Genomic DNA, 23,392 nt, shown 5'->3' with positions numbered 1-23,392 from the left:
CGTCAAAACTCTCGAAGGCGGAGCGCCCCCTCCCTGCCGCCACGTCAGCAAACCCGATCTGAAGCGGATAATCTCTGAAACTGTTAGCCGACGTTGGCTAAGGCCGCGTTAAGTCGGCATTCCCGCACGCGCCGTTGCCTCCAAGTTGTAGGCACGAAAAAATTTCGAACGCGGACGAACGAGCGAAATGCCCAGTGGCGCTCTGCGTCACCGCCCGTCATACTCTTAAGAACTGTTAAGGAGAGGTGATGTCGACGGCGGGAAATCTGGCAACCTACAAGGATGCGTTACTTGTTTTGGGCACGGCAGGCGTCGTCGTGCCGCTATTGCACCGGTTCGGCGTCAGCACCGTTCTCGCTTTTCTACTTTCCGGCGCATTTCTGAGTTCCGGCGGACTGGGCGCCCTCGTCCCATATGTGCCGCAGCTTTCCTGGCTGACGATCACCGACCCCGAAGCGCTGGCGAAATTCGCCGAATGGGGCGTGGTCTTTCTGCTGTTCATCATCGGCCTCGAGCTTTCTTTTGAACGTCTATCAACGATGCGGCGCCTGGTCTTCGGACTTGGCGCCTCGCAGGTCGTCGTCTCCGCTTTGCTCATCGGCCTGGTTGCGTATGCGCTTGGCCAGCCACCCGTCATCTCGCTCGTCATCGGCGTTGCGCTCTGCTTGTCCTCGACCGCGATCGTCATCGAGATGCTGGCCAACCAAAAACGGCTTTCGACCACGGTCGGCCGAACAAGCTTCTCGATCCTTCTGTTCCAGGACCTCGCCGTCGTCCCGATCCTGATCCTCATCGGCATTCTCGAACCCGGTAAGGGCGGCTCGGTGTTGCTCGGGATTTTGACCGCGATCGCACAGGCCGCGGCCGCCATCGTCGCCATCATCGGCGTCGGCCGCTACGTGCTTCAGCCGCTTTTCCGTGTGGTTGCTCAAACCCACAACGAGGATCTTTTCATCGCGACGACGCTCTTCGTCGCCGTCAGCACGGCCTTTGTCACGGCCGCGGCCGGGTTATCGATGGCACTCGGCGCATTCGTCGCCGGCCTGCTTCTGGCTGAGACGGAATACCGTCGCGCCGTCCAGACGACCGTCGAGCCGATCAAATCCCTGCTTCTCGGCGTGTTCTTCTTTTCCGTCGGGTCGCAGCTCGATCTCAAAGCCCTGATCTCCGCCCCGGCCGCCATTCTCGCAACGACGGTCGGACTGCTTGTCCTTCAGGCCGCGATCATTTACGGCCTCGCTCGCCTGTTCAACATCGCACGCGGACCAGCGCTGGAAACTGCCGCATTGCTCGCGCCCGGTGGCGAATTCGCCTTCGTCATCCTGACGCTCGGGCTCGATTCCCATCTCGTCAGTCGCCAGCTGACAAGCATTCTACTGACGTCCGTGTCGCTGACGATGGCCCTCATCCCTGCCTGTGCCAAGCTCGGACGCTGGCTTGCCAAGCGCAACACCCCGCCGGCGACCGTCGATCCAGCGCTGACCGCGACGCCAGCAGGCGAAAGCAACGTCAAAGCGCTCGTGGTCGGCTATGGCCGCGTCGGTCAATTGATTGGCGAACTGCTCGCCGAGCACAACGTTCGCTTCATCGCCGTCGATCGCGCCCCCGGCCTCGTCGCCAACGCCCGGCGGGAAGGCAAGCCCGTCTATTTCGGCGACGTTCGCAACGTCGAGTTTCTGGAGCACTGCGGCCTCGACACTGCCAAGGCGGCAATTATCACGATCCACACTCAGCCCGAGATCGACGCGATCGTGAAGGCGCTGCGCTCACGCCACCCGAAGCTGGTCATCGTTTCGCGTGCCAAGGACGCGAGCCACGCCCGCCACCTTTACGAGATCGGCGTCAACGACGCTGTGCCCGAAACGATCGAAGCCAGTCTGCAGTTGTCCGAAGCCGCCCTCGTCGGCCTTGGCGTGCCGACCGGCCTCGTCATCGCATCCATTCATGAAAAGCGCGACGAATTCCGCGCCGATCTGCAGGGTGCAGCCAAGAAAGCCGGCACCGAAACCCGCGCGCTCCCCGGCCGTAAGCGGGTGTGACAGCCCAAAGTGTCATCCTCGGGCTTGTCCCGAGGGTCCATGATCTGACAACGCCGGTTACAAAATAGATCCTCGGCATAAAGCCGAGGATGACACCGACTTCACACGTCCAAATTCGAAACGTTGAGCGCGTTTTCCTGGATGAAGTCGCGGCGCGGCTCGACGATATCGCCCATCAGCTTGGCGAAGATCTCGTCCGCCTCCGCCAAGTCGCCGACCTTCACCTGCAGAAGTGTCCGAACTTCCGGATCGAGCGTCGTCTCCCACAGCTGCTCCGGGTTCATCTCGCCCAAGCCTTTGTAGCGCTGCAGATCGAGCCCCTTGCGCCCTGTCTCGTAGACGGCATCGAGCAGCGAGCGCGGTCCGGTAACGATATCAACCTTGTCCTTGCGCTTGAGCTTCGCCGGCGCATCGTAAATCTCGACCAGATGCGCGTGCCTCTCGTTGAGACGGCGCGCGTCGAGCGAACCAAGCAACGCCCGGTCGAGCACGTGAACTTCCGTTACGCCGCGCACCTCGCGCTTGAAGACATAGCCGTCGTTGCCGTAGCGGCCTTCCCAGCCCGTCTCCGTCTCTTCCGCAATGGCATCGAGCCGCTTCGCGATGCGCTCGGCGATGGCGTTCGCCTTCTCGGCCGATGGCGTCGTTAGGATAGAGGCATCGAACACGCCGCCGATCGCACCCTGCTCGACGACATCGCGGTTATAGCGATGATGCAGGCCGTTGATGCCGCCCGCGATCTGCCGCGCCTGCTCGACAATATCGCGAAGGTCGCGTCCGGCGCGCTCCGTTCCATCACCGGCGACAAGCACCGCATCCGCCAGACCCTGATCGATCAGGTAATCTTCCAGCGCGCGCTGATCCTTCAGATACGAATGAGCCTTGCCTTTGGCCACTTTGTAGAGTGGCGGCTGCGCAATGTAGACGTGGCCCTTATCGACCAGTTCCGGCATCTGCCGATAGAAGAACGTCAGCAGCAGCGTTCTGATGTGTGCGCCGTCGACGTCGGCATCGGTCATGATGATGACCTTGTGATAGCGAAGCTTGTCCAGCTTGAACTCGTCGCGGCCGATACCGGTGCCCAGCGCGCCGATGATGTTCGTCACCTGTTCGGACGACAGCATCTTGTCGGTGCGGGCCCGCTCGACGTTCAAGATCTTACCTCGGATCGGCAGCACGGCCTGGAACTCGCGTTTGCGGCCCTGCTTCGCGGAACCACCGGCCGAGTCGCCCTCGACGATGAAAAGTTCGGTCTTCGACGCGTCGCGATCCTGGCATTCCGCCAATCCGCCCGGCAGCCGCAGCCCATCGAGCGCGCCCTTGCGCCGCGTCAGGTCGCGCGCCTTGCGTGCTGCTTCGCGCGCCAGCGCTGCTTCGACGATCTTGCCGACGATGACCTTGGCTTCCTTCGGATGCTCCTCGAACCACGCACCGAGCTGATCTCCGACCATCGATTCGACGACCGGACGCACTTCCGATGAAACGAGCTTGTCCTTCGTCTGCGACGAAAACTTCGGATCAGGCACTTTCACCGAAAGCACGCACGTCAGACCTTCGCGTGCGTCATCACCCGAAAGATTGACCTTCTCCTTTTTCGCGAGGCCCGTTTCCTCGGCATATTTGTTGACGATACGCGTCAACGCACCACGAAAGCCCGCCAAATGCGTACCGCCGTCGCGCTGCGGAATGTTGTTGGTGAAGCACAGCACCGTCTCGTGATAGCTGTCGTTCCACCACAGCGCCGCTTCGACACTGATGCCGTCGCGCTCGCCTTGAATCATGATCGGCTCGCCCAGCGCCGATGTTTTCGAGCGATCGAGAAACCGCACGAACGCCGACGTGCCGCCTTCGTACAAAAATTCTTCGCGCTTCACGTCGGCATGGCGCGCGTCCGTCAGAATGATTTTGGCGCCCGAGTTCAGAAACGCCAGCTCGCGCAAGCGATGCTCGAGCGTCGAAAAGTCGAACTCGGTGACGTTGTGGAAGGTTTCCGTGCTCGGCAGGAACGAGACTTCGGTGCCGCGCTCTTCGCCCGCATCGCCGATCACCTTCAGCGGCGCAACGGCGTTGCCGTTGTGAAATTCGATGAAGTGTTCCTTGCCGTCGCGCCAGATCCGGCACTTGAGCCACGACGAAAGCGCGTTGACGACCGACACGCCGACGCCGTGCAAACCGCCTGACACCTTGTAGGAGTTCTGGTCGAACTTGCCGCCCGCGTGTAGTTCGGTGAACACGATCTCCGCCGCCGAGCGCTTCGGATCGTGATCGTCATCGCGCTTGATGCCCGTCGGAATACCGCGCCCGTCGTCGCGCACGGTGCACGATCCATCGGGGTTCAAGGTCACGATGCACGACTTCGCATGCCCGGCGAGAACCTCGTCGATGGCGTTGTCGACGACCTCGTAGATCATGTGATGCAGACCCGACCCGTCGTCGGTATCGCCGATGTACATGCCCGGACGTTTGCGAACCGCATCGAGCCCCTTCAGCATCTTGATGCTGTCTTCGCCGTAGTCCTCGGACGGGGTTTTCTTGAGCGGTTGCGCGTTCATTTCGGGGCTTTCTCAGTGGGCGGAAATTCGGTCGTTTTCTATAGCACAAATCGGCGCGAAAAGCCGCAACAAATCGACAGAATTTGAGACCAAAAAACCTTTGTTTTTCAGCGTTTTGGATGTGGCCGTTTGTCCCTCTTGAACCGCTTACGAAAGGGCTTCGATTTTTCCCTCGTTCACGCCCCAGAATCGGGCTTTGCCGGTGAGCGCCGAAAAGGCCTCCGCGTCCGTTCCCGTCATCCACGCCTGCGCCCCCAGCCGCAGGATTTCCTGAAACAGCGCCGCCCGCCGATGCACGTCGAGATGCGCGGTAATTTCGTCCAGCAGCAGGATCGGTGCCGCGCCTTCCTGCCGCTCCGTCAGCAATTCGGCGTGCGCCAGAACGAGGCCAAGCAGCAGCGCCTTCTGCTCACCCGTCGAGGAATGCCGCGCTTCAAGCGCCTTCGGTCCATGCTCGACGATGAGGTCGGACCGGTGCGGCCCGTCGAGCGTCCGCGAGGCCGCCCGATCACGCTCGCGCGTGTCCCGCAATGTCTTGGCATACGCATCCTCAGCTTCCACCGCCGAGAGCCGCTTCAAGTCGTCCTCGATCGTGCCTTCGAGCCGGAACGCCGACCACGGAAACGCCGAATTGGGATCGCGCTCGCGCCGCTTCTCGACGATTCCCCGCATCGCGCTCACCGCTTCGAGCCGCGCCGCCGCGACCGCGATGCCAGTCTCCGCCATCACCTGCTCGAAGCCCGAAAGCTGTGCGTTGTCGCGCACGCCGTCCGCAAGCAATCTGTTGCGGCTCGTCATCGCCCGTTCGAACCGGCCCGCGATCGTCCGATAGCCGTGATCGAAACACAGGATCAGCCGATCGAGAAACCGCCGCCGCTCCGACGCCGGGCCGGTGAACAACCCGTCCATCGCCGGCGTCACCCAGACGATTTCGAGATAATCGGCAAGGACGCCGGAACCCGATTGCGCCACGCCGTCGATGCGCACGATGCGGCCGGCCCGCGAAGAAGGGCCGGCGTACTCCGTGAATTCCGCTCCGCCTTGGGGGAATGCGGCCCCCCGCTCCGAACGTTCCCCTCCCCCTTGCAGGGAGGGGTTAGGGGCGGAGGTGCGAAGAGGGGTGGGAGTGAAACCAGCCCGCGCCTGCAATCCTGTTCCCAGATCGACAGGCCCAGCGAGCGTATGCGCCCGCGCCGCCACCGCAAATCCGCCGTCGCCAGACGCACGCGCCAGATCGACGAACGGCACGCGCCGCAATCCCTGCCCCGGCGACAGCAGCGACAATGCCTCGAGAAGATTGGTCTTGCCCGAACCGTTCGCGCCGACGATCACCTGCGGCCCGGCATCCGTCGTCACACTCGCCGACGCGTAGCTCCGGAAGTTCGTGAGCTGCAACCGCTCGACCCACAGCGAATTAGATATCGATGCCATGCGCTGCGCTTATCACCACACGCGAGATTCTGAAATATTCCTAGATATTCCCTCTCCCCGTTTCGACGGGGAGAGGGTTAGGGTGAGGGGCAGCTACAATCTGGGCACCACGATGCGTGGAAACCAACCCTGGAAGACCAACCGGGCACGCGTTCTGCGATCCAATAGGCATTCGGCCGAAGATAAGCTCTGGTTCCATCTGCGCGACCGCAGGCTCGGAAATTTCAAATTTGTGCGACAATTTCCAATCGAAAACTATTTCGTCGATTTCGTCTGTCGCAAGGAACGCTTGATAATCGAAATCGACGGAGGCACGCACAGCACGCCAATAGAAATCGCACAAGACCGCGAGCGGGACCACACGTTGTCGGCGTTAGGCTATAAAATCGTTCGCGTGCATAACGCAGATATCTACGAGAATATCGAAGGCGTTTTGGAGCTATTGCTTGCCGCGCTGGAGAGAGGGGACGACTGAGGGTATGCTGCCCCTCACCCTGCACCCTCTCCCCATTAGGTGCAAAAATGGGGAGAGGGAAAGGATTTGATTCCGGGCCTTCGTTCCCTAACCCCTGGGAATTCCGTTCGTCGATGTCTAAACCCGCATCGGCATCAGCACGTAGAGCGCGCTTTGATCGCTCCCGTCGCGCACCATCGTCGGCGAGCCGGGATCGGCGAGCAGAAAGCGCGCATCTTCGCTCTCGAGCTGTTCGGCAATATCGAGCAGATAGCGCGCGTTGAACCCGATTTCCAAAGGCCCGGCGCTGTAGCCGACTGGAATCTCTTCCGTCGCGCTGCCGCCTTCCGGATTGTTCACCGTCAGAATCAGCTTGTCCTTGCCGACGTTGAGCTTCACCGCCCGCCCGCGCTCGCTCGCGATCGTCGACACGCGATCGACCGCGCTCTTGAACGAGGCGTTCGGCACCTTCATTTCCTTGTCGTTGTTGTGCGGAATGACGCGCCCATAATCGGGGAACGTGCCGTCGATCAGCTTCGACGTCAGCACCACCGATCCGATCTCAAACCGCACTTTCGTCTGCGACACGCCGACCTTCACCTTCGCGCTCGAATCCTCAAGCAGACGCGCCAGCTCGTGCACCGTCTTGCGCGGCACGATCACGCCCGGCATGCCTTCCGCGCCTTTCGGCAGCGGCAGTTCGACCTGCGCCAGGCGATGCCCGTCGGTCGCAACCGCGCGCAGCGTCTTCGCGCCCTTCGTCTCGGCGGTGTGCAGATAGATGCCGTTGAGATAGTAGCGCGTCTCTTCCGTCGAGATCGCAAACCGCGTCTTGTCGATGAGCCGCTTGAGGTCACCGGCTTCCATCGTGAATTCGTGCCCGATCTCGCCGACCGCGAGATCGGGGAAATCGTCGGCCGATAGCGTCTGCAGGCTGAAGCGCGAATGACCCGACGTGATCGTCAGCCGTTCCTTGTCGCCGTCGCGCTTGATCTCGATCTCGGCGCCGTCGGGCAGCTTGCGCACGATGTCGTGCAGCACATGCGCCGGAACCGTCAGCGTCCCGGGCGCCGACACCTTGGCGCTGACGCTCTCGCTCACTTCACGCTCCAGATCGGTCGCCTTGAACATCAGCGTGTCGCCCGCGGCTTTCAGCATCACGTTCGACAGGATCGGGATCGTGGTTCGCCGTTCGACGACGCTTGTGACGTGGCTGAGCGCCTTCAAGAGTTCCCCACGTTCGATCTCGAGACGCATAGTTGTCCTCAGCTAAGGAAATCCGCGTGGAGGAGCGGTCGGAACCGCCGCAGCATCACGCAAAAAGAACGAATTTGGCGCAAGACACGCCGATGGACGGAATCGCCCGCGGAGCCGGATCAGACCCGAAAGAGATGAGCTTTTCAAGTGAGATGTATGGGCTAGCGGAGAATCCGCGTCAGACCGCGGGTTAGCCTCGCTCGATCCGCGGCAAGGCCGGCACTCCAGGGGGATGAAATGCCGGCCTCACGTCGCATCAGGCCGCAAGGGGTGAGTTTGCGGTCAGTGGTTGAGAAGCCTCTTCAGCTCCTCAAGCTCGTCTCCGAGGTTCGGATTCTTGGAGATCTCGCCCTCGATTTTGCGGATCGCGTGCAGCACGGTCGTATGGTCCCGGCCGCCGAAGCGCCGGCCGATTTCCGGTAGCGACCGGGCGGTCAGGTGCTTGGCGAGGTACATGCCGATCTGCCGCGGCCAGACGACCGAACGATGACGGCGCTGTGACAGCAGATCGCCCTTCGATACGCCGTAGTGGCGCGAGATGATGCGCAAGATGTCTTCGATCTTGATCCGCCGCGGCTCGAGATTTTGCACGAGATCACGGATGACCGTCTCGACGATGTCGAGCGTGATCGGCGTGCGCATGTATTGCCACGTCGCGTAAAGCCGGGTGATCGCACCTTCGAGCTCGCGCCCGTTTTCGGTCAGCCGCAGCGCCAGCAGGTCGACGACATCCCGCGACAGCGAGAACGACGGATCGGCCGCCCGCTTCTCGGCAAGGCGTTTCTCCAAAACCTTGAGACGCAGCTCATGGTCGAGCGACTGGAGTTCGGTCACAAGGCCGCGCTGCAGACGCGACCGCATCCGCTCGTTCAAACGCTCGATCTGGTTCGGCGCCCGCGCCGATGCCACCACCACCTGCTTGCCGCCGTCGAGCAGCGCGTTGATGATGTGATCGAATTCCTGCTCGGTCCGCTCGCCCTGAAGAAATTCGAGGTCGTCGATCAGCAGCAGGTTGATGTTGCGGAAGCGCTCCTTGAAGGCCAGCGGATCGGACGACCGCAAGGCCTCGACGAACTGATAGCGGAAGCGTTCGGCGGTGAGATAAAGCACCTGCGCGTTGGGCGCGCGCTTCTTCACTTCCCAGGCGATGGCGTGCAGAAGGTGGCTTTTGCCAAGGCCCACCGCGGAATGGATATAGAGCGGGTTGTAGCCCGGAGCTCCTGTCAGGACGGTTTCCGCAACCTGCGTTGCGCCCGCATGTGCCATGCGGTTCGACGCGCCTACGACGAAGCTTTCGAACGTATAGCGCGGATCGAGCGGCGAACCTTCAAGGCCGCCCGCCGACGTTCTCTGCACGGGCAACACGGGCGCCCGAGGCGTAGCAATCGGTCGTGGAGCTTCAGTCGTCTGCTGTGCGATTGCGGCCGGAGCCGGAGCGCCCTGGCTCGCAGCATCCGTCGGACGTGTCTCGCATGGCCTTTGCGGCACCGCGCCGGGCTGCCGCCAGACGACTTCGACGCGTTCGGCCGTCGCGAATTCGACCCGCGAGCAGCGAAGCAAGTGTTCCGAATAATGTTCCTGGATCCAGTTGCGCACAAACTTGACCGGCACCGAAACCTTGACGATCCGCCCGTCGAAGCTCTCGAATTCGAGGCTCTTGAACCAGCTCGAATAAACTTCGTCACCGAGTTGAACCTTGAGCATCGCTCGAACCTTGTGGCCGCGGCCCTCTACCGCTCCAGCTGGCGTCTCTGCGCCTCGTTCGGTGCTCGCACCCTCTGCCTTTTGTGCTGCCTGCATAGTGAATACTCCCGCTGATAACGCGGGACGCGTGGAAGCGTCCCCCCTGATCACCGGCTGGCGTTACCCTCTGCCACCCGGCGTGCCTTCCGTGATATCCGTGCTAGCCCTGCACCCAATCGAGACCGGAGAATTTCCATCCGGCGACCTCATTGCGGTGTCGGTTAGCGTCCAAAGGTCCCTCAAAGCCCTCCCTGACGTTTTGACAGTTGCGATAACCCGCTGCCGTCATTGCCTCGGCTGCCATTCGGCTGCGTGCACCCGAGCGGCAGATGAAATAAATTGCAGTATCCTTTTCGACGCCCTTGGCCGTGAGCGTCTCACTTAATCGTTCGACAAAATTCGGTACGGCGCGGTTGTCTGGAAACGTCAGCCACTCCATCAGGATGACGTCCTTGTTGATCTTGGAGAGATCCGGAATACCCACGAACGCCCATTCGGCGCGCGTGCGGACATCGACAAGAACAGCTTTTGGATCGCCTTCGAGACGCTTCCAAGTTTCGGGGACGGACACGTCCTCGACGCCGGAAGTCTGCATTTTCCACGAGTCCCCTCACGCACCGAACAAGTATTCGATAGAGACCCGCGCGGGTATCTCCAGTCCAACCTGGAGAATACCCATCCATTCTTGGGAAAGCCGAAGCAACGCCCAAGTCAAAACGCAGGTCTATATCTAAATTGGCGATACGTTCATGGTCCGATGAACTTCAGAGACCTGAACGCTACGCTCGCCTAACTCACGAGTGCGAACGACCGCTTTACCCCGCTGCCATCCACTAAAAATTTACTATCGCTTAACCTTCTTTTCGACAAGCGCCCCTGCGTGGCGATTGAGGCTATGAGGACCACCCGTGGGTTGTCCACAGGTGCTGGTGAAAACGCGAGTCAGATCGCAACATCTGTGCATAAGAGGACTGACTCTATTCGCGTTTTTTCCACTGTCACACCGTCGGGTTGCATTGCCGCCACGACCGTCACCGGTGCGTCATTTTCTCTTGCTCTTCGCATCACATTGGAAGCAGCAGCAGCCGACTCCGCCGCCGCCAGAACGCCGTAGATCGCTCAGATTCCGTAGGGTTAATGACGATAATAAAACAGCGGGCTCGTTGACGAGCCCGCTGTTGATCGTTGCGAATACGCAACAGGGAGGAAAATTAGCTCCCTTTATTCACAAGTGCGTTATGCGCTCATTGCCTTGACACGCTGCGCCAGCCTGGAAACCTTCCGGCTCGCGGTCTTCTTGTGCATGACGCCCTTCTGGGCTGTGCGAACCAGCAGCGGTTCCGCCGCGGCCAGAGCCGCCTGCGCCTTCGCCCGGTCACCCGACTTGATCGCTTCCTCGACCGAACGAACCTCGGACTTGACGCGCGAACGGCGCGCCTTGTTGATTTCGGTGCGGCGGATCATTTGGCGCGCGGCTTTCTTTGCCGACGACGTGTTTGCCATTGGATTTCCTTACATGTCCTGCGAATACGCCGTCGCGATCGCAAAATGCTAAGCGCGGCAAAGGGTTGAAGAAGATGAATCGTCGCCCCGGGCTTGTTTGCACCAGGCACGGTTTGCGGGCGGTATAGCCGCCCCGAAGCCCGCGGTCAATGAATCCGCGCGAATCCATCACAAATGTCGTGTCCGACGGCCGGTCGCAGCGCTTTGCCCTGCCATTTGCGATAAGTCCATCCTCGAACCGCCGTGCGGCGGCCGAGACGTAAGGAGCCCCTCTCAGAATGTTATCGATAACCGGTTGGCTGTTTTCTCTGGCAGCCGCAGTCTGCGCGACGATCCTGGCCACGACCGAACAGCCCCTGCTGCAGATGTCGGCCGTCGTCGCCGTCTGTATCGCGATCACGCTGCTCGCCATCCGGGACCATCAGAAATTGCGGGATACCGGCGCTCAGCTGAGCGCCGTCGCCAGTTCGACCGCCCGATACCTCGGACTGGTCTGGGCGTGGGCGGCGCTGAGCGTGCTGATCACCTATCTCTTCATCATCGACAAGCACTGGCCGGAGTGGTGGCAATTCTTCGCCGGCTTCGCGTTTGCCGCCATCGCCAGCCTCGCCTTTGCGCTATTGCTCGATCGCGACCGCGCCGCCGGCCGCGACGACACCGTCCTCGTCAAGGCCGGGCGCATTCTGCTGCAGTTCCAGATCGTCGGCATGGCGGCCGGTATCATCAGCCTCTTCATCGACAACAAGTTCCCGCGCGACGCCACCCACGCCGACTGGGCGGCGTGCAACGTCTTCTTCTTCGGAGCGCTGGCGATTGCCGTCATCAGCCTGGATGCTCTACGCTCCCGCCCGCGCGCCTGACGCTGAACTTTGAGACGATCGACATGGGGGACTGTTCGCCGAGATGACTTTGCGCCCTTCTCTGTTCTGGCTGCTACTCACGCTCGCGGTAGCCCTCGTTGCGATGTATCTCGCCTGTCGTTCCTTCCAGATTGCGGAATCGGCGATCGCCGCCGCCGTCTTCTCAGCGGTCTTGTGCGCTTCTGCCATTCGCACCAATGCTCCGCACTGGCGCCGGGAAGCAAATGAACAGCCCGTGCTTCTGAGGGAGGCGATGCGCACCAACGTCCTGCTGATCGCACTGGCGTTTCTGTGGTGCGCTGCCGCCTTCTACGCGATCTACCTCGGCACCGCCGTTCGCTGGCAGCACGGCTGGGAGTATGGCACCGCTTGCCTGCTGTTGGCCGCCGCTTACGGCTACTACGCCCTCCGCCTCGCAAACTCAGCCGACGCGCAGGCCCAACCTGCCACGATCGAACGCATGACCAGGATCATCGGCTATCAAGCCATTCTGATCGCCATCGGCCTCGTGTGGCTGGTCGCGTCTGGAAAGCTCGCCATAACGCACAAAGGCGACTGGGCCGCCAATCAGCTGTTTCTCGCCGGCGGCTTTGCGATCATGTGTATCAGCGTCATTCTGATCAAAACCAACGCCGCCTTGAGCGAACGCCGCACCGCGGTCTGACGCGCTTCAACGCTGGCAGCGCGGACAGTAGAACGTCGCGCGCCCTGAATGGACCGCGCGTCGTATCTTGCGACCACATCCAGCCGTCACGCACACCGCGTCGGCGCGATCGTAGACGGCGAACCGCTCTTGAAATTCGCCCTTCTCACCCGCCGCATTGCGATAATCACGCAATGTCGAGCCGCCCGCGTCGATAGCCCGCTCCAGCACATCCTTGATCGCATCGACGAGTAGCTTCGCGCGCTCCGTCGGCCGTCCACGTCGGTCGGCGAGACTTGCCGCCCCGCGATCGGGTGACAGCCGCGCTTGAAACAGCGCTTCGGAAACGTAGATGTTGCCGAGCCCGGCGACGACATGCTGGTCCATCAGAAAGGCTTTCAGATTGACCTTCTTTCCCAGCGCCCGCGATGCCAGATAATCCGCCGTCAGCTCATCGCTGAGCGGCTCGGCGCCAAGCTTAGCGAACAGCGCGTGACCAGGCCGCTCGTTATGCGGCATCATGACCATGAATCCGAACCGCCGCGGATCGTTGTAGATCACTTGCGTGCCATCCGAGAGATGCAGCACGACATGATCGTGCGCGGGATCAGGACCGGTCTCGTGAATGTAGTCCCCCGGCCGGTCGACCTCGCCGCCGTGGACGATCGTGAACCGCCCCGTCATGCCCAGATGCATGACGAGATCTTCCCCTCCCGATAAGCCCGCGATCAGATACTTGGCGCGCCGTTCGAGCCGCACGATGTCCTGCCCAACCAGCCGCTTGCCGAACCGCTCGGGCAGAGGGAAACGCAGATCAGGCCGCCGTGCATCAAGCCGTGCCACCCGGCTGCCGACCAGCACGGGTGCCAGCCCCCGCCGCACGGTTTCGACCTCCGGAAGCTCGGGCATGTGAGAACACCTGAAATTGACGATGAGACGAGGTGACGATAGCGCGCCGCCGGCTGGGCCGCTATTCTCGCCATATGGATCAGAACTCAGAAAACGCAAGCCAGAGCACAGCCACGTTCGGCTTCCGCACCGTACCCGAAGGCGAGCGCCAGGGCCTCGTCAACAAGGTCTTTGCCTCGGTCGCCGACCGCTATGATCTGATGAACGACCTCATGTCGGGCGGTTTGCATCGGCTGTGGAAGCGCGAGCTTATCACGATGCTCAACGCCCCGCGCAGCGTCGCTTCGTTCAAGCTCCTCGATGTTGCCGGCGGCACCGGCGACATCGCCATCCGCTATGCCAAAGACAGCGGACCGAACGCGACCGCCGTCATCTGCGACATCAGTCCGCAGATGCTCGAAGTCGGCAAGCGCCGCCTCGCCGACGCCGGACTCGAAAATCGCATCACCTGCATCGAAGGCAACGCCGAACAGCTCCCCTTCGAAAATGCCAGCTTCGACGCCTACACGATCGCATTCGGCATTCGCAACGTCACTCACATCGACAAGGCGCTCGCCGAAGCCTTCCGCGTTCTGAAACCCGGCGGTCGCTTTCTCTGCCTCGAATTTTCCGAATGCCGCGTGCCGATCCTCGATCGCGCCTACGACTTCCACTCATTCGAAGTCATTCCCCGCCTCGGTCAGTGGGCCGCCGGAGATTCAAACTCTTATCGCTATCTCGTCGAAAGCATCCGCCGCTTTCCAAAACAGGAAGCGTTCGCTGAAATGATCCGCACTGCGGGCTTCGCGCGCGTCAGCTATCGCAATCTGACGGGCGGCATCGCCGCCATCCACGGCGGCTGGAAGATCTGATCGGCCACATCTGAACCACGTTCTCGTCCGATCCGCGCAAGTTGCATTGACGCTGGCGGCGACGCTTCTTAGCTTTTCCACGGGGACGGGAAGAGTGAATTCTTCTTTGGAGGTGGGACACATGAAAACCAGGATTTTGATTTCGGCGCTCGCCGCCGCCGTTGTTTCGCTTGGCGCCGGCGCCGCCAATGCCGGCTGCGTAACCAAGGGCGCCGTTGCGACATCGACGTCGGCCGACTCCGCGAAATGGTTCGCCATGGAGACGATGGTCCAGAACGTCAGTTGGGGTCTTTGGCCGGGCTTCCTGGCGAACGGCCAGGTCGAGGGCTACAAGGTCATCAACAAGCGCTATAGCTGCAGCCCTGACGGCGGCATGGTGAAGTGTCACGGTCGCGCGACCTTCTGCAAACTCTAAGCGATCTCATCAGTTCGACATCTCTAGCGCCCGCGGCAATTCCGCCGGGCGCTATTTTTCTGCCCGCGTTGCATGACCATTTCGTCGCTGGTTCGTATCAAGGCGGGTCGGTTTAACCGTTTTTACCGCACGGGAAGGCTACACTTGACCCCATAAGGTTGCGGCGCAATGTGCCGGGGCCGCAGCCTTCGCGAACTTGAGGACGACAAATTCACCGCCATGCCCGGAGCGATTTTCAACACGCTAAGACTCGCGCGCGCCGGGATCGTGCTTGCGCAATATGGCGTGCAGTTCGTGCCCAAGGGTATGCCGGTTCCCCTGCCGCTGAAACTCGCCCGCATCGCGACGTTACCGATCCGGCTTATCTCAGCGCCCTTTCGCCGAAACGAACCGAGATCCGCGCGCGTCGCAACCGCACTGACGAGGCTCGGACCGAGCTACGTGAAACTCGGCCAGTTCCTCGCCACCCGCGCCGACGTCATCGGTCCTGAACTCTCCGACGACCTTCGCCAGCTTCAGGACAAGGCCGCACCGTTCTCGATGGCCGAAGCCCGCGAAGCCGTCGAACGCGCGCTTGGCGGCAAGCTCGAAGATCATTTCGTCGAATTCGGCCCGCCGGTCGCCGCCGCGTCGATCGCCCAGGTGCATAAGGCTTACACTCTCGACAACGGCGTCAGAAAAGCCGTCGCCGTCAAAATTCTCCGCCCCAATATCGAGAAGCGTTTCTATCGCGACCTCGACAGCTATTATTTCGCCGCGCGCATGATCGAGCGTTTCTATCCGCCTGCGCGCCGACTGAAGCCGGTTGCCGTCGTCGACAACCTGAAGCACACGACAGATCTCGAGATGGATCTGCGGCTCGAGGCCGCCGCCATCTCCGAGATGGCTTCAAACACCAAGGACGACGAAGGCTTTCGCGTTCCCGACATCGACTGGAAGCGCACCGCTAAACGCGTGCTGACCGTCGAATGGATCGACGGCACGCCCATTGCTCAGCGCGACAAGCTCGTTGCCAAAGGCTTCGATACCTCCGCTCTCGGCATGACCGTTTTGCGCTCGTTTCTGCGTCACGCCATGCGCGACGGCTTCTTTCACGCCGACATGCACCAGGGCAATTTGTTCGTCGATGACAGCGGCAAGATCGTCGCCGTCGACTTCGGCATCATGGGCCGTCTCGGGCTCCCCGAGCGCCGCTTCCTCGCCGAGATTCTGCACGGCCTCATCACACGCGATTACTACCGCGCCGCCGCCATTCACTTCGAAGCCGGTTACGTGCCGCCGCATCACAGCGTCGAGGAATTCGCGCAAGCGATGCGTGCTATCGGCGAGCCCATTCAAGGCCGCACCGCCGAAGAAATCTCAATGGCCGATCTGCTGGGTCAGCTCTTCGCCTACACCGAAGTGTTCGACATGCAGACGCGGCCCGAATTGATACTTCTGCAGAAAAGCATGGTGATCGTCGAAGGCGTGGCGCGCGATCTCGACCCGACGCTTAACGTCTGGGTGGCCGCCGAACCCGTCGCCAAGGAATGGATGGAATCCAATCTCTCGCCGCTCGGCCGCCTGCGCGAAGCCGGCCGCGGCGCCGAGACGATCGGCGAGGTCCTGCTCAAGACTCCGGGACTTCTGCAAAACGTCGCGCAAGCGATCAACGGTTTCTCGCAAATGGCGAATTCCGGCGTCCGCCTCGACGACGACACCGTCGAGAAAATCGCCTCGCGCTCGAAACGCAGCCGTGCCGCCGATATCGCCCTTTGGATCGGCGCATTGAGCCTCGCGCTCATCGCCGTCAAATCGCTTGGCATTTTGTAGGCCGTACAAACACCGCATCAGGCTTTTGTCTTCGCCACGCCTTTGCGCGGCCCGACAAGATGCGTCCCGTGCGCGATTGCAGCCGTTGCCCGCATCGTGGCCGCGATATAAATGACTTCCGCAATCTCGGCTTCCGTCACACCGGCGTTTTCGGCGTTGGTGCGATGAACTTCGAGGCTGTAGGGGCACTGCGTCGCAATCGCGACGCCGAGCGCGATCAACTCTTTGTAGCGACGCGGAATAGCACCTGCCGCCATGGCGGCCCGGTCGAAATTTTCGAACGCCGACATCGTTGTCGATGACAGGTTCCTGAGATGCGGCAAATTCGAAAGATTGGCGATGTCGTACATGCTAGGCGCTCCCTCTGTCGGCGGTCATCGAACGATATCGATCTGGCGCAGAACCTCGTGAGGTTCGGGCTCCGGGTCAAGCAATCCGTCACCGGTTGAATTGAAGGAGAAGAAAATGTCCGAGAGCCGACCTCCCTTCCCGCCGTTTACCCGTGAGACGGCTATCCAGAAAGTCCGCGGCGCCGAGGACGGCTGGAATTCGCGCGATCCGCACAAGGTGTCGCTGGCCTATACGGTCGACAGCGTCTGGCGCAACCGCGCCGAATTCCCCGTCGGACGTCAGCAGATCGTCGAATTTCTTACCCGCAAATGGAACCGCGAACTCGGCTATCGCCTGATCAAGGAGCTGTGGGCCTTCACCGACAACCGCATCGCTGTCCGCTTCGCCTACGAATACCGCGACGACAGCAATCAGTGGTATCGCGCGTACGGCAACGAGAACTGGGAATTCGGGCCTGACGGGCTGATGCACCACCGCTATGCCAGCATCAACGACATGCGCATTTCAGAAAGCGATCGCAAATATCATTGGCCGCTCGGGCCCCGGCCGGCCGATCATCCGGGCCTGTCCGAATTGGGACTGTGAACGAAGCGACGGCGCCGTGCGATCCGGCGCCTCCCTGTTCTATCAAGCGCGCTGTGCCGACGTCTTCGCCGGCATGCGCCAGACATAACTGAGCGTGAAGATCGTCGCCGCCGTCACGACATAGGCAATGAGCTGCATGCCGGTCGGGCGATCCATGTAGCCGACGAGAATGCTCAGCACCCGCCCCGCCCAGCTGTCTTCCGACAGAAACGACGACGTATCCCACAACGGAACATCGAAGACGTTGAGGAGACCGGCATTCGAAAGCTGCTTGACGGCAGACGCAGCCAGCCCCGCCGCCAGCAGGGTTACGAGCACACCCGTCACCGAGAACATTCGCTTCAGCGGAATGGCGGCAAGGCCAAAGTAGAGAACCATCGACACCGCGGCCCCAAGCAACAGCCCGATGCAAGAGCCGACAAGCAGCGACGCGGCCGTGTCTTTGCCCTGCATGACGATGCCGGTCATGAACAGCACGACTTCACTGCCCTCGCGCATGACGGCGATGGCCACCGCCGTGCCGAGCGCGAACAGCGATTGCCGCCCGGCTGTCACGTCGCTGCCGAGCTGGCGCAATTGCTGCGTCATCTCACGCGCATGATGCGCCATCCACGCCACGTGCCAAGCCAGCATCACGACAGCGAGAAGCAAGATGGCGGCAACGAAAATCTCCTGCCCGCGCCCGTCGAAAGCATCCGAAATCCGCGCCGCGAACATGGCGACGACGATCGAGCCGAGAATGCCCGCGAGCACACCGAGGGCGACCGCGCCGTTGCGGCCATGAACGCCGCGTGACGCCGCCAGCACGACGCCGATGATCAGTCCGGCTTCGAGAACTTCACGAAAAACGATGACGAGGGCTGCAAGCATGGGCGCTTACTCGGCAACGATATGACCGAGAGCCGTGTCCTCGTGATATTCGCCGAAGAACATGTAGGTGCCGGGCTTCAACGGCTTCAGCCGGATCGTCGCCGAGCTGTTGCCAGCGATAACCTTCTCGAACCCTAGGTCGTGGCTTTCGAACTCTTCCGCCGACGCGTCGAGGTTCTTCACCAAAATCTTGATCGGCTTGCCGATAGGAAGCTTCAGAGACGGCGGATCGAATTTGTGATCCTTGATCGAGATCTCGACTTCATGGGTGTCTTCTGCGCGCACGCCCTGCGAAAAGATCGAGGCCGCGCCGAGCGCGATGAACGATGCGAAAAGGAAGGAAGACGCCGAAAAAAGGCGCACGACAGCGTGCGCGAAACGGGAAATGCTCATTGCAACTCCTAATAGGTCAGGATTCAAGGTCCCGAGATCAGGTCCGCCGTCACCTGACCGAAGCAGCCATTAAGAGTCAAGAATATTTCCCCTGCGAAGAACTCGATTCGAACTCAATTGATTGGGCATTAGCCGATGATTTGACGTGTTTTTCCGCCGCGCCTTTTTTTGGCCAGGACTGTGCGGTGCATATGCAGTGCGGGAAATGACAGCTCACTTCGAGGATCGGCCATGTATGCCCGCACGTCCTATTCCGCCGACGATTTGCCGTCCTTCATCGTTTCCGACAACGAAAGCGAATTTTCTTCCGCCGAGTTCTATGCTGGCGATCCCGTCTGCCCGCCATCCCGCCGGAAGCTCGAAGTCGTTCCCTATTCGACCCTGTTTCTGTTGCTGGCGCTGACGGTCGGAATCGCATTTGCCACCGACGACGCGACGCGCGCGCTATGGACGGAGAAATTCGAGCACATCGCATCGACCGTGATGGCGCGCGTACAATCCGCCCAGTCGACGGAACCGCTGGCGGAAAAAGCCGTCGCATCCGCCGATGTGCCGGGATCCATTCCGCTTCCCTCCCCGACGCCTCCTGCGACTGCCGCCATCGCCCAACCATTACCCGAAGTGACAGTCGCGAACGCTCCCGGCGTCAAGGACGACGCGGATGCGGACAAAACTTCCGGCAAAGCAAGTGTATCGGACGCCTACGCACCGCCCGCACCCTCGAATGACCCTTATCGCAGGAAGGCGGAATCCGTCGGCTTGCATCCTGATCTCTCGCGCGTCGTCCTCGCCCGCCTGACGCCCGCCGATTACCGCAACGCCGCTTATGCCATTCAGAAGGCGATCAAGTCTGTTCCCGACGACGGCGAGTTCACGTGGCCGCGCACGCGCGCCAAAGGAACCGCTGTCTTCAGCGTGCATTTCGTGCCGGGCGCCGAGCGCGACTGCCGCCGCTACGTCGTGACGATCACGAAAGATCGTTGGACCTCGACCGCGCTGCCGATGGAAAAATGCGGCGTCAAAGTCGCGTTTCGCACCGCCGATAAAGAAAAATCCGTCGAATAGCGAAACAAGGACTCACGGCCCCTGAAGCCCGAACGCGACGCGCAGCTTTTTCTGCAGCTTGGAATCTTTCGCCTTGTCGCCCGCGTTGCCGCTTTTCGGTCCGTTGTAGGTTGCGTAGACGAAATCCCGCACCGACGGATTGCGATCATACTGATGGATCGCCGCCGGGATTGCACCCGTCGCCGTTACCATGTGTCCGTCTTTGACTGACAGAAAATTCGTGTTGCGGCCTGACAGGGTCGCGACAGCACCGTCATATGGCATCACGACGGACGACGGTACGAGATTGACGCGCGCAAGCACGTTCGTCGTCGCCTGATCGACGCCTGAGCGCATGTGATGCCGCCGTCGCACCATTTGCCCAAGCAGAAGCTTCTCCCAGCAATACATCAGCGTGACGCCGTGCTGCCCCATGACGGTGCCGCTGCAAATCACTTCGTGATGCTTGATCTGTTCGTAGACGGGAATGCCGAACGTGCGCCGGATGGCATTGCCGTTCCAACCGGCGGTTTCGAGCGAGAAACCTTTTCCTTCTTCGAAAAAGACCATCGGCACATCGGGCAGAGCCTGAAAGATGTCGGCCTGAAAAACCACGTCTCGCGTATCGGCGAGAAACACGCGCTCGACTTGACCCGAAAGCGCCTGCAACACCGCAATGTAGTCTGCGACGCGCGCGAAGTTCATATGCGGACGCCCGACGCTCGACACCACGTCTTCGACAACGCAATCGATCCCTTCCCTATCAAGCTCTTTGCTGAGTTCGGGATCGTTGTTGATGACGAGGACAATCCGGCAATCGTGAAATTTTCGTGCCGAGCGGACGAAAGGCCTCAAGTCCGAAATGCTGTAATTGCGTGCGATTCCAAGGATGAGATTTTTGCCGCCGCCGTGCCGAAGCGCGACGCGAGGCTTCGGCCGCACGAGCTGGGCGCGCAGCCATTGCGCATAAAGCTTCGACCAAACGTAGTGCAGCATATTTCGCGACGTCCCAGTTCCGGTGGACGGTCCGGCCGTCCTTTTCGGTGCTAATATCCGCAGATGGTCGGAATAAGCCCGCAAAACAGCCTATCCCCGCGGCATGTAGCCCAAGCCGATTGGACGATGTCAATATTTCCAATTGACCTGCAGCGTGCGAGGTTCCGCGCGTCTGAAGGCAGCGAAGGTGAATGAGATGCTCCGACAGGTTATCCCGGCCTTGCTGACCGCCGCAGGATCGATCTCAGGCGGCTTCGCGCACGCCGAGACTGCTTGCCTGCCGGCCGCGTTGTTCCCGCCGGAGCAAGAGGCGGCACCACCCGTTCTCGATCTCGGTTTGGTTGCGGGCGTGCCCACGCTCTGCGCGTTGAACGATACGACAACAGCAGGAATGACGGGCTGCTGGACGATCGACACGGCGACGGGTGCGCTTACGACCGCGAGCGTCACAGCTCTTCCCGGACACAGCCATCGCGGAAAGACCGACGCCGACGGCTGTATCGAAGGCTTTTGTCCGGCGCCGCAAGCCAGTCCGGACGAAGTGCTGCTGTGGGCGACGAGCACCGATGGAACGCACGCGGCAATTCTCCGCGAAAATGTGCTTTCCATTTTCGATACAGTTTCAAAAGCGCAGACCGTTACGATCGCGCTTTCCGACGACAACGCGCCGGAGAAGACCAATGTCGGCAATGAGCCGATGGAGATCCTTTACGTCGGGCATTCCATTTTCATCGTCGGCGCCGACGCCGGACCTTTCACCGGCGTCTGGGCGTTCAAGGACGACGGCACGCGTCTCGGCATCATCGATCCGAAGGCGCACAAGACGACATCGGGCCACTTTTCCGTTTATGCCGGTGGCGTCAACGTGATTGACGACAATCATGTCGCACTCGCAGACGCCGGCTTGCAGTCCGTGCTTATCGTCGACGCGCGTGACGGATCGATCGAGGAGTTCGCGCGGCCCGTGAGCACGGCACCATGTACGCCAGACGAGGTGAACGATGGCCTCGACCTCGGCAACATCGAAGTGGCGGAGCCTGGCTCGCCGATCGGCGTCTCGCAGGCGTGCCACGACACCATCGTCAAAAATTTTTCGCCCTACTTCGATCTCGATCCGGTTCGCTTGCCGTCCGGCGATTTTCTTGCCGCGCTCTCAGGAGCCGGCCGCGGCACGCTCGCGACCCTCGACGGCAAGACGCTGGCGGAGAAGAACCGCCTGCAGCTCGCGAAATGCCTGAACTGACGTTTTGCGTATCGCAAAAACAAAAACGCGCCGCTGGCACAAGGCACAGCGGCGCGTTTTGAATTCATATAGAGGGCACTGATTGACTTCTTTATTTGCGCTAGTAAGCGCGAATTACGCGCGGATGCTTGTGGGCATCCGAAGCGCAATTAGAAAGTTCACATGACGTCTCGGCAGACCTGGCAACGACCTACTCTCCCGCGTCTTAAGACGAAGTACCATCGGCGCAGGGGCGTTTCACGGCCGAGTTCGGAATGGGATCGGGTGCAGCCACCCCGCCATAATCACCAGGTCGGCGGAGACGTCATATGACTTCTGATTTGGGTCTTTCCGTTTGCCTACGCTCATCGTGCGGCGCTCGTGAGAGCGCGCCATTGCCGAATTCGCTTCGCGAACTCATGCAAACGATGAGCATTGCTAAATGAGAGCAATCAAGCCAATCGAGTTATTAGTACCGGTAAGCTACACGCCTTGCAGCGCTTCCACACCCGGCCTATCAACGTGGTGGTCTTCCACGACTCTCGAGGGAGAACTCGTTTTGAGGTGGGTTTCCCGCTTAGATGCCTTCAGCGGTTATCCCGTCCGTACATAGCTACCCTGCTGTGCCGTTGGCACGACAACAGGTCCACCAGAGGTACGTCCATCCCGGTCCTCTCGTACTAAGGACAGATCCTCTCAATTCTCCAACACCTACGGCAGATAGGGACCGAACTGTCTCGCGACGTTCTGAACCCAGCTCACGTACCACTTTAAATGGCGAACAGCCATACCCTTGGGACCTGCTCCAGCCCCAGGATGTGATGAGCCGACATCGAGGTGCCAAACGACGCCGTCGATATGGACTCTTGGGCGTCATCAGCCTGTTATCCCCGGCGTACCTTTTATCCGTTGAGCGATGGCCCTCTCACAAAGAACCACCGGATCACTATGGCCGTCTTTCGACTCTGCTCGACTTGTCAGTCTCGCAGTCAGGCTGGCTTATGCCATTGCACTCGACGAGTGATTTCCGACCACTCTGAGCCAACCTTCGCACGCCTCCGTTACGATTTAGGAGGCGACCGCCCCAGTCAAACTGCCCACCATGCGCTGTCCCGGATCCGGATAACGGACCGCGGTTAGACAACCATAATCACTAGGGTGGTATTTCACATTTCGGCTCCACCCGAGCTAGCGCCCAGGTTTCATAGCCTACCACCTATCCTACACAAGCAGTCACGATTGCCAGTGCAAAGTTGCAGTAAAGGTGCACGGGGTCTTTCCGTCTAACCGCAGGAACCCCGCATCTTCACGGGGAATTCAATTTCACTGAGTGTGTGCTGGAGACAGTGGGGAAGTCGTTACGCCATTCGTGCAGGTCGGAACTTACCCGACAAGGAATTTCGCTACCTTAGGACCGTTATAGTTACGGCCGCCGTTTACTGGGGCTTCGATTCAAGGCGTG

At 60.8% G+C, this 23,392-nt stretch carries 21 protein-coding genes and 2 rRNA genes (1 of these 23 cut by a window edge); 10 read left to right on the top strand and 13 right to left on the bottom strand.

Annotated features, from left to right (window positions below):
* The first annotated feature begins 248 nt into the window (after positions 1–248).
* Positions 249–2,039, top strand: a complete 1,791-nt coding sequence (locus tag QM780_RS16900) for a cation:proton antiporter (protein ID WP_415071596.1) — start codon at positions 249–251, stop codon at positions 2,037–2,039.
* Between the two features lie 101 nt (positions 2,040–2,140).
* Here QM780_RS16900 and gyrB read toward each other — a convergent pair whose 3' ends face one another.
* Both gyrB and QM780_RS16890 read right to left on the bottom strand, forming a co-directional pair.
* Positions 2,141–4,591 carry a DNA topoisomerase (ATP-hydrolyzing) subunit B gene (gyrB, locus tag QM780_RS16895; protein WP_415071595.1) on the bottom strand — a complete coding sequence of 817 codons (2,451 nt, stop codon included), beginning with the start codon at positions 4,589–4,591 and terminating at the stop codon, positions 2,141–2,143.
* Positions 4,592–4,738: 147 nt separating this feature from the next.
* Positions 4,739–6,022: a DNA replication/repair protein RecF gene (locus tag QM780_RS16890; RefSeq protein ID WP_415071594.1), complete on the bottom strand. Its 1,284-nt coding sequence runs from the start codon at positions 6,020–6,022 to the stop codon at positions 4,739–4,741.
* Here QM780_RS16890 and QM780_RS16885 point away from each other — a divergent pair.
* On the top strand, positions 6,021–6,497 hold the full coding sequence (locus QM780_RS16885) for an endonuclease domain-containing protein (RefSeq protein ID WP_415071593.1): 477 nt from the start codon (positions 6,021–6,023) through the stop codon (positions 6,495–6,497). The genes QM780_RS16890 and QM780_RS16885 overlap by 2 nt on opposite strands.
* A gap of 117 nt (positions 6,498–6,614) precedes the next feature.
* Here QM780_RS16885 and dnaN read toward each other — a convergent pair whose 3' ends face one another.
* The 4 genes from dnaN to rpsT all read right to left on the bottom strand — a co-directional run bounded on the left by dnaN (position 6,615) and on the right by rpsT (position 10,979).
* On the bottom strand, positions 6,615–7,733 hold the full coding sequence (gene dnaN, locus QM780_RS16880; protein ID WP_415071592.1) for a DNA polymerase III subunit beta: 1,119 nt from the start codon (positions 7,731–7,733) through the stop codon (positions 6,615–6,617).
* A gap of 282 nt (positions 7,734–8,015) precedes the next feature.
* Positions 8,016–9,533, bottom strand: coding sequence for a chromosomal replication initiator protein DnaA (gene dnaA, locus QM780_RS16875; protein ID WP_415071591.1), 1,518 nt, complete (start codon positions 9,531–9,533; stop codon positions 8,016–8,018).
* Positions 9,534–9,636: 103 nt separating this feature from the next.
* Positions 9,637–10,071, bottom strand: coding sequence for a rhodanese-like domain-containing protein (locus QM780_RS16870; RefSeq protein WP_415071590.1), 435 nt, complete (start codon positions 10,069–10,071; stop codon positions 9,637–9,639).
* A gap of 641 nt (positions 10,072–10,712) precedes the next feature.
* On the bottom strand, positions 10,713–10,979 hold the full coding sequence (gene rpsT / locus QM780_RS16865; RefSeq protein WP_415071589.1) for a 30S ribosomal protein S20: 267 nt from the start codon (positions 10,977–10,979) through the stop codon (positions 10,713–10,715).
* A 278-nt stretch (positions 10,980–11,257) separates the two neighbouring features.
* Here rpsT and QM780_RS16860 point away from each other — a divergent pair, with 278 nt between their 5' ends.
* Together QM780_RS16860 and QM780_RS16855 are read left to right on the top strand one after the other, a co-directional pair.
* Positions 11,258–11,839: a hypothetical protein gene (locus QM780_RS16860; protein WP_415071588.1), complete on the top strand. Its 582-nt coding sequence runs from the start codon at positions 11,258–11,260 to the stop codon at positions 11,837–11,839.
* A gap of 43 nt (positions 11,840–11,882) precedes the next feature.
* Positions 11,883–12,503 carry a hypothetical protein gene (locus QM780_RS16855; RefSeq protein ID WP_415071587.1) on the top strand — a complete coding sequence of 207 codons (621 nt, stop codon included), beginning with the start codon at positions 11,883–11,885 and terminating at the stop codon, positions 12,501–12,503.
* Positions 12,504–12,509: 6 nt separating this feature from the next.
* On the opposite strand, the gene mutM is transcribed toward QM780_RS16855, so the two are convergent.
* The gene (gene mutM / locus QM780_RS16850) at positions 12,510–13,391 is read right to left on the bottom strand and encodes a bifunctional DNA-formamidopyrimidine glycosylase/DNA-(apurinic or apyrimidinic site) lyase (protein WP_415071586.1); all 882 of its coding nucleotides are present in this window, start codon (positions 13,389–13,391) and stop codon (positions 12,510–12,512) included.
* A gap of 74 nt (positions 13,392–13,465) precedes the next feature.
* On the opposite strand from mutM, the gene ubiE reads away from it, so the two are divergent.
* The 3 genes from ubiE (at position 13,466) to ubiB (ending at position 16,469) form a co-directional block, all read left to right on the top strand.
* Positions 13,466–14,242, top strand: a complete 777-nt coding sequence (gene ubiE, locus QM780_RS16845; RefSeq protein WP_415072071.1) for a bifunctional demethylmenaquinone methyltransferase/2-methoxy-6-polyprenyl-1,4-benzoquinol methylase UbiE — start codon at positions 13,466–13,468, stop codon at positions 14,240–14,242.
* A gap of 121 nt (positions 14,243–14,363) precedes the next feature.
* Positions 14,364–14,657 (top strand): hypothetical protein, encoded by a 294-nt coding sequence (locus QM780_RS16840; RefSeq protein ID WP_415071585.1) that lies wholly within the window; start codon positions 14,364–14,366, stop codon positions 14,655–14,657.
* Between the two features lie 219 nt (positions 14,658–14,876).
* Positions 14,877–16,469 (top strand): 2-polyprenylphenol 6-hydroxylase, encoded by a 1,593-nt coding sequence (gene ubiB / locus QM780_RS16835; RefSeq protein WP_415071584.1) that lies wholly within the window; start codon positions 14,877–14,879, stop codon positions 16,467–16,469.
* A gap of 17 nt (positions 16,470–16,486) precedes the next feature.
* Here the strand turns inward: ubiB and QM780_RS16830 are convergent, their stop codons facing one another.
* Positions 16,487–16,819: a carboxymuconolactone decarboxylase family protein gene (locus tag QM780_RS16830; RefSeq protein WP_415071583.1), complete on the bottom strand. Its 333-nt coding sequence runs from the start codon at positions 16,817–16,819 to the stop codon at positions 16,487–16,489.
* A 115-nt stretch (positions 16,820–16,934) separates the two neighbouring features.
* On the opposite strand from QM780_RS16830, the gene QM780_RS16825 reads away from it, so the two are divergent.
* Positions 16,935–17,405, top strand: coding sequence for a DUF1348 family protein (locus QM780_RS16825; RefSeq protein ID WP_415071582.1), 471 nt, complete (start codon positions 16,935–16,937; stop codon positions 17,403–17,405).
* A 42-nt stretch (positions 17,406–17,447) separates the two neighbouring features.
* Here QM780_RS16825 and QM780_RS16820 read toward each other — a convergent pair whose 3' ends face one another.
* Both QM780_RS16820 and QM780_RS16815 read right to left on the bottom strand, forming a co-directional pair.
* The gene (locus QM780_RS16820; RefSeq protein WP_415071581.1) at positions 17,448–18,275 is read right to left on the bottom strand and encodes an FTR1 family iron permease; all 828 of its coding nucleotides are present in this window, start codon (positions 18,273–18,275) and stop codon (positions 17,448–17,450) included.
* Positions 18,276–18,281: 6 nt separating this feature from the next.
* A complete protein-coding gene (locus QM780_RS16815) occupies positions 18,282–18,668 on the bottom strand; it encodes a cupredoxin domain-containing protein (RefSeq protein ID WP_415071580.1) in 387 nt (128 codons plus the stop codon).
* Between the two features lie 231 nt (positions 18,669–18,899).
* On the opposite strand from QM780_RS16815, the gene QM780_RS16810 reads away from it, so the two are divergent.
* A complete protein-coding gene (locus QM780_RS16810) occupies positions 18,900–19,733 on the top strand; it encodes a hypothetical protein (protein ID WP_415071579.1) in 834 nt (277 codons plus the stop codon).
* Between the two features lie 12 nt (positions 19,734–19,745).
* Here the strand turns inward: QM780_RS16810 and QM780_RS16805 are convergent, their stop codons facing one another.
* Entirely contained in the window at positions 19,746–20,708 is a 963-nt protein-coding gene (locus QM780_RS16805; RefSeq protein WP_415071578.1) for a hypothetical protein, read from the bottom strand.
* 196 nt (positions 20,709–20,904) lie between these two features.
* Between QM780_RS16805 and QM780_RS16800 the strand changes: the two genes are divergently transcribed.
* Positions 20,905–21,951: a hypothetical protein gene (locus QM780_RS16800; RefSeq protein ID WP_415071577.1), complete on the top strand. Its 1,047-nt coding sequence runs from the start codon at positions 20,905–20,907 to the stop codon at positions 21,949–21,951.
* 177 nt (positions 21,952–22,128) lie between these two features.
* On the opposite strand, the gene rrf is transcribed toward QM780_RS16800, so the two are convergent.
* Both rrf and QM780_RS16790 read right to left on the bottom strand, forming a co-directional pair.
* Positions 22,129–22,243: ribosomal RNA gene (gene rrf / locus QM780_RS16795) — 5S ribosomal RNA — on the bottom strand.
* Between the two features lie 135 nt (positions 22,244–22,378).
* Positions 22,379–23,392: ribosomal RNA gene (locus tag QM780_RS16790) — 23S ribosomal RNA — on the bottom strand; it runs 1,779 nt beyond the window's last position.

Origin of the sequence: Hyphomicrobium sp. (assembly GCF_047600905.1) — a bacterium.
Classification (GTDB): Bacteria; Pseudomonadota; Alphaproteobacteria; order Rhizobiales; family Hyphomicrobiaceae; genus Hyphomicrobium_B.
Note: the sequence above shows the minus strand (reverse complement) of the source record. Positions and strands in the feature narration are given on the sequence as shown.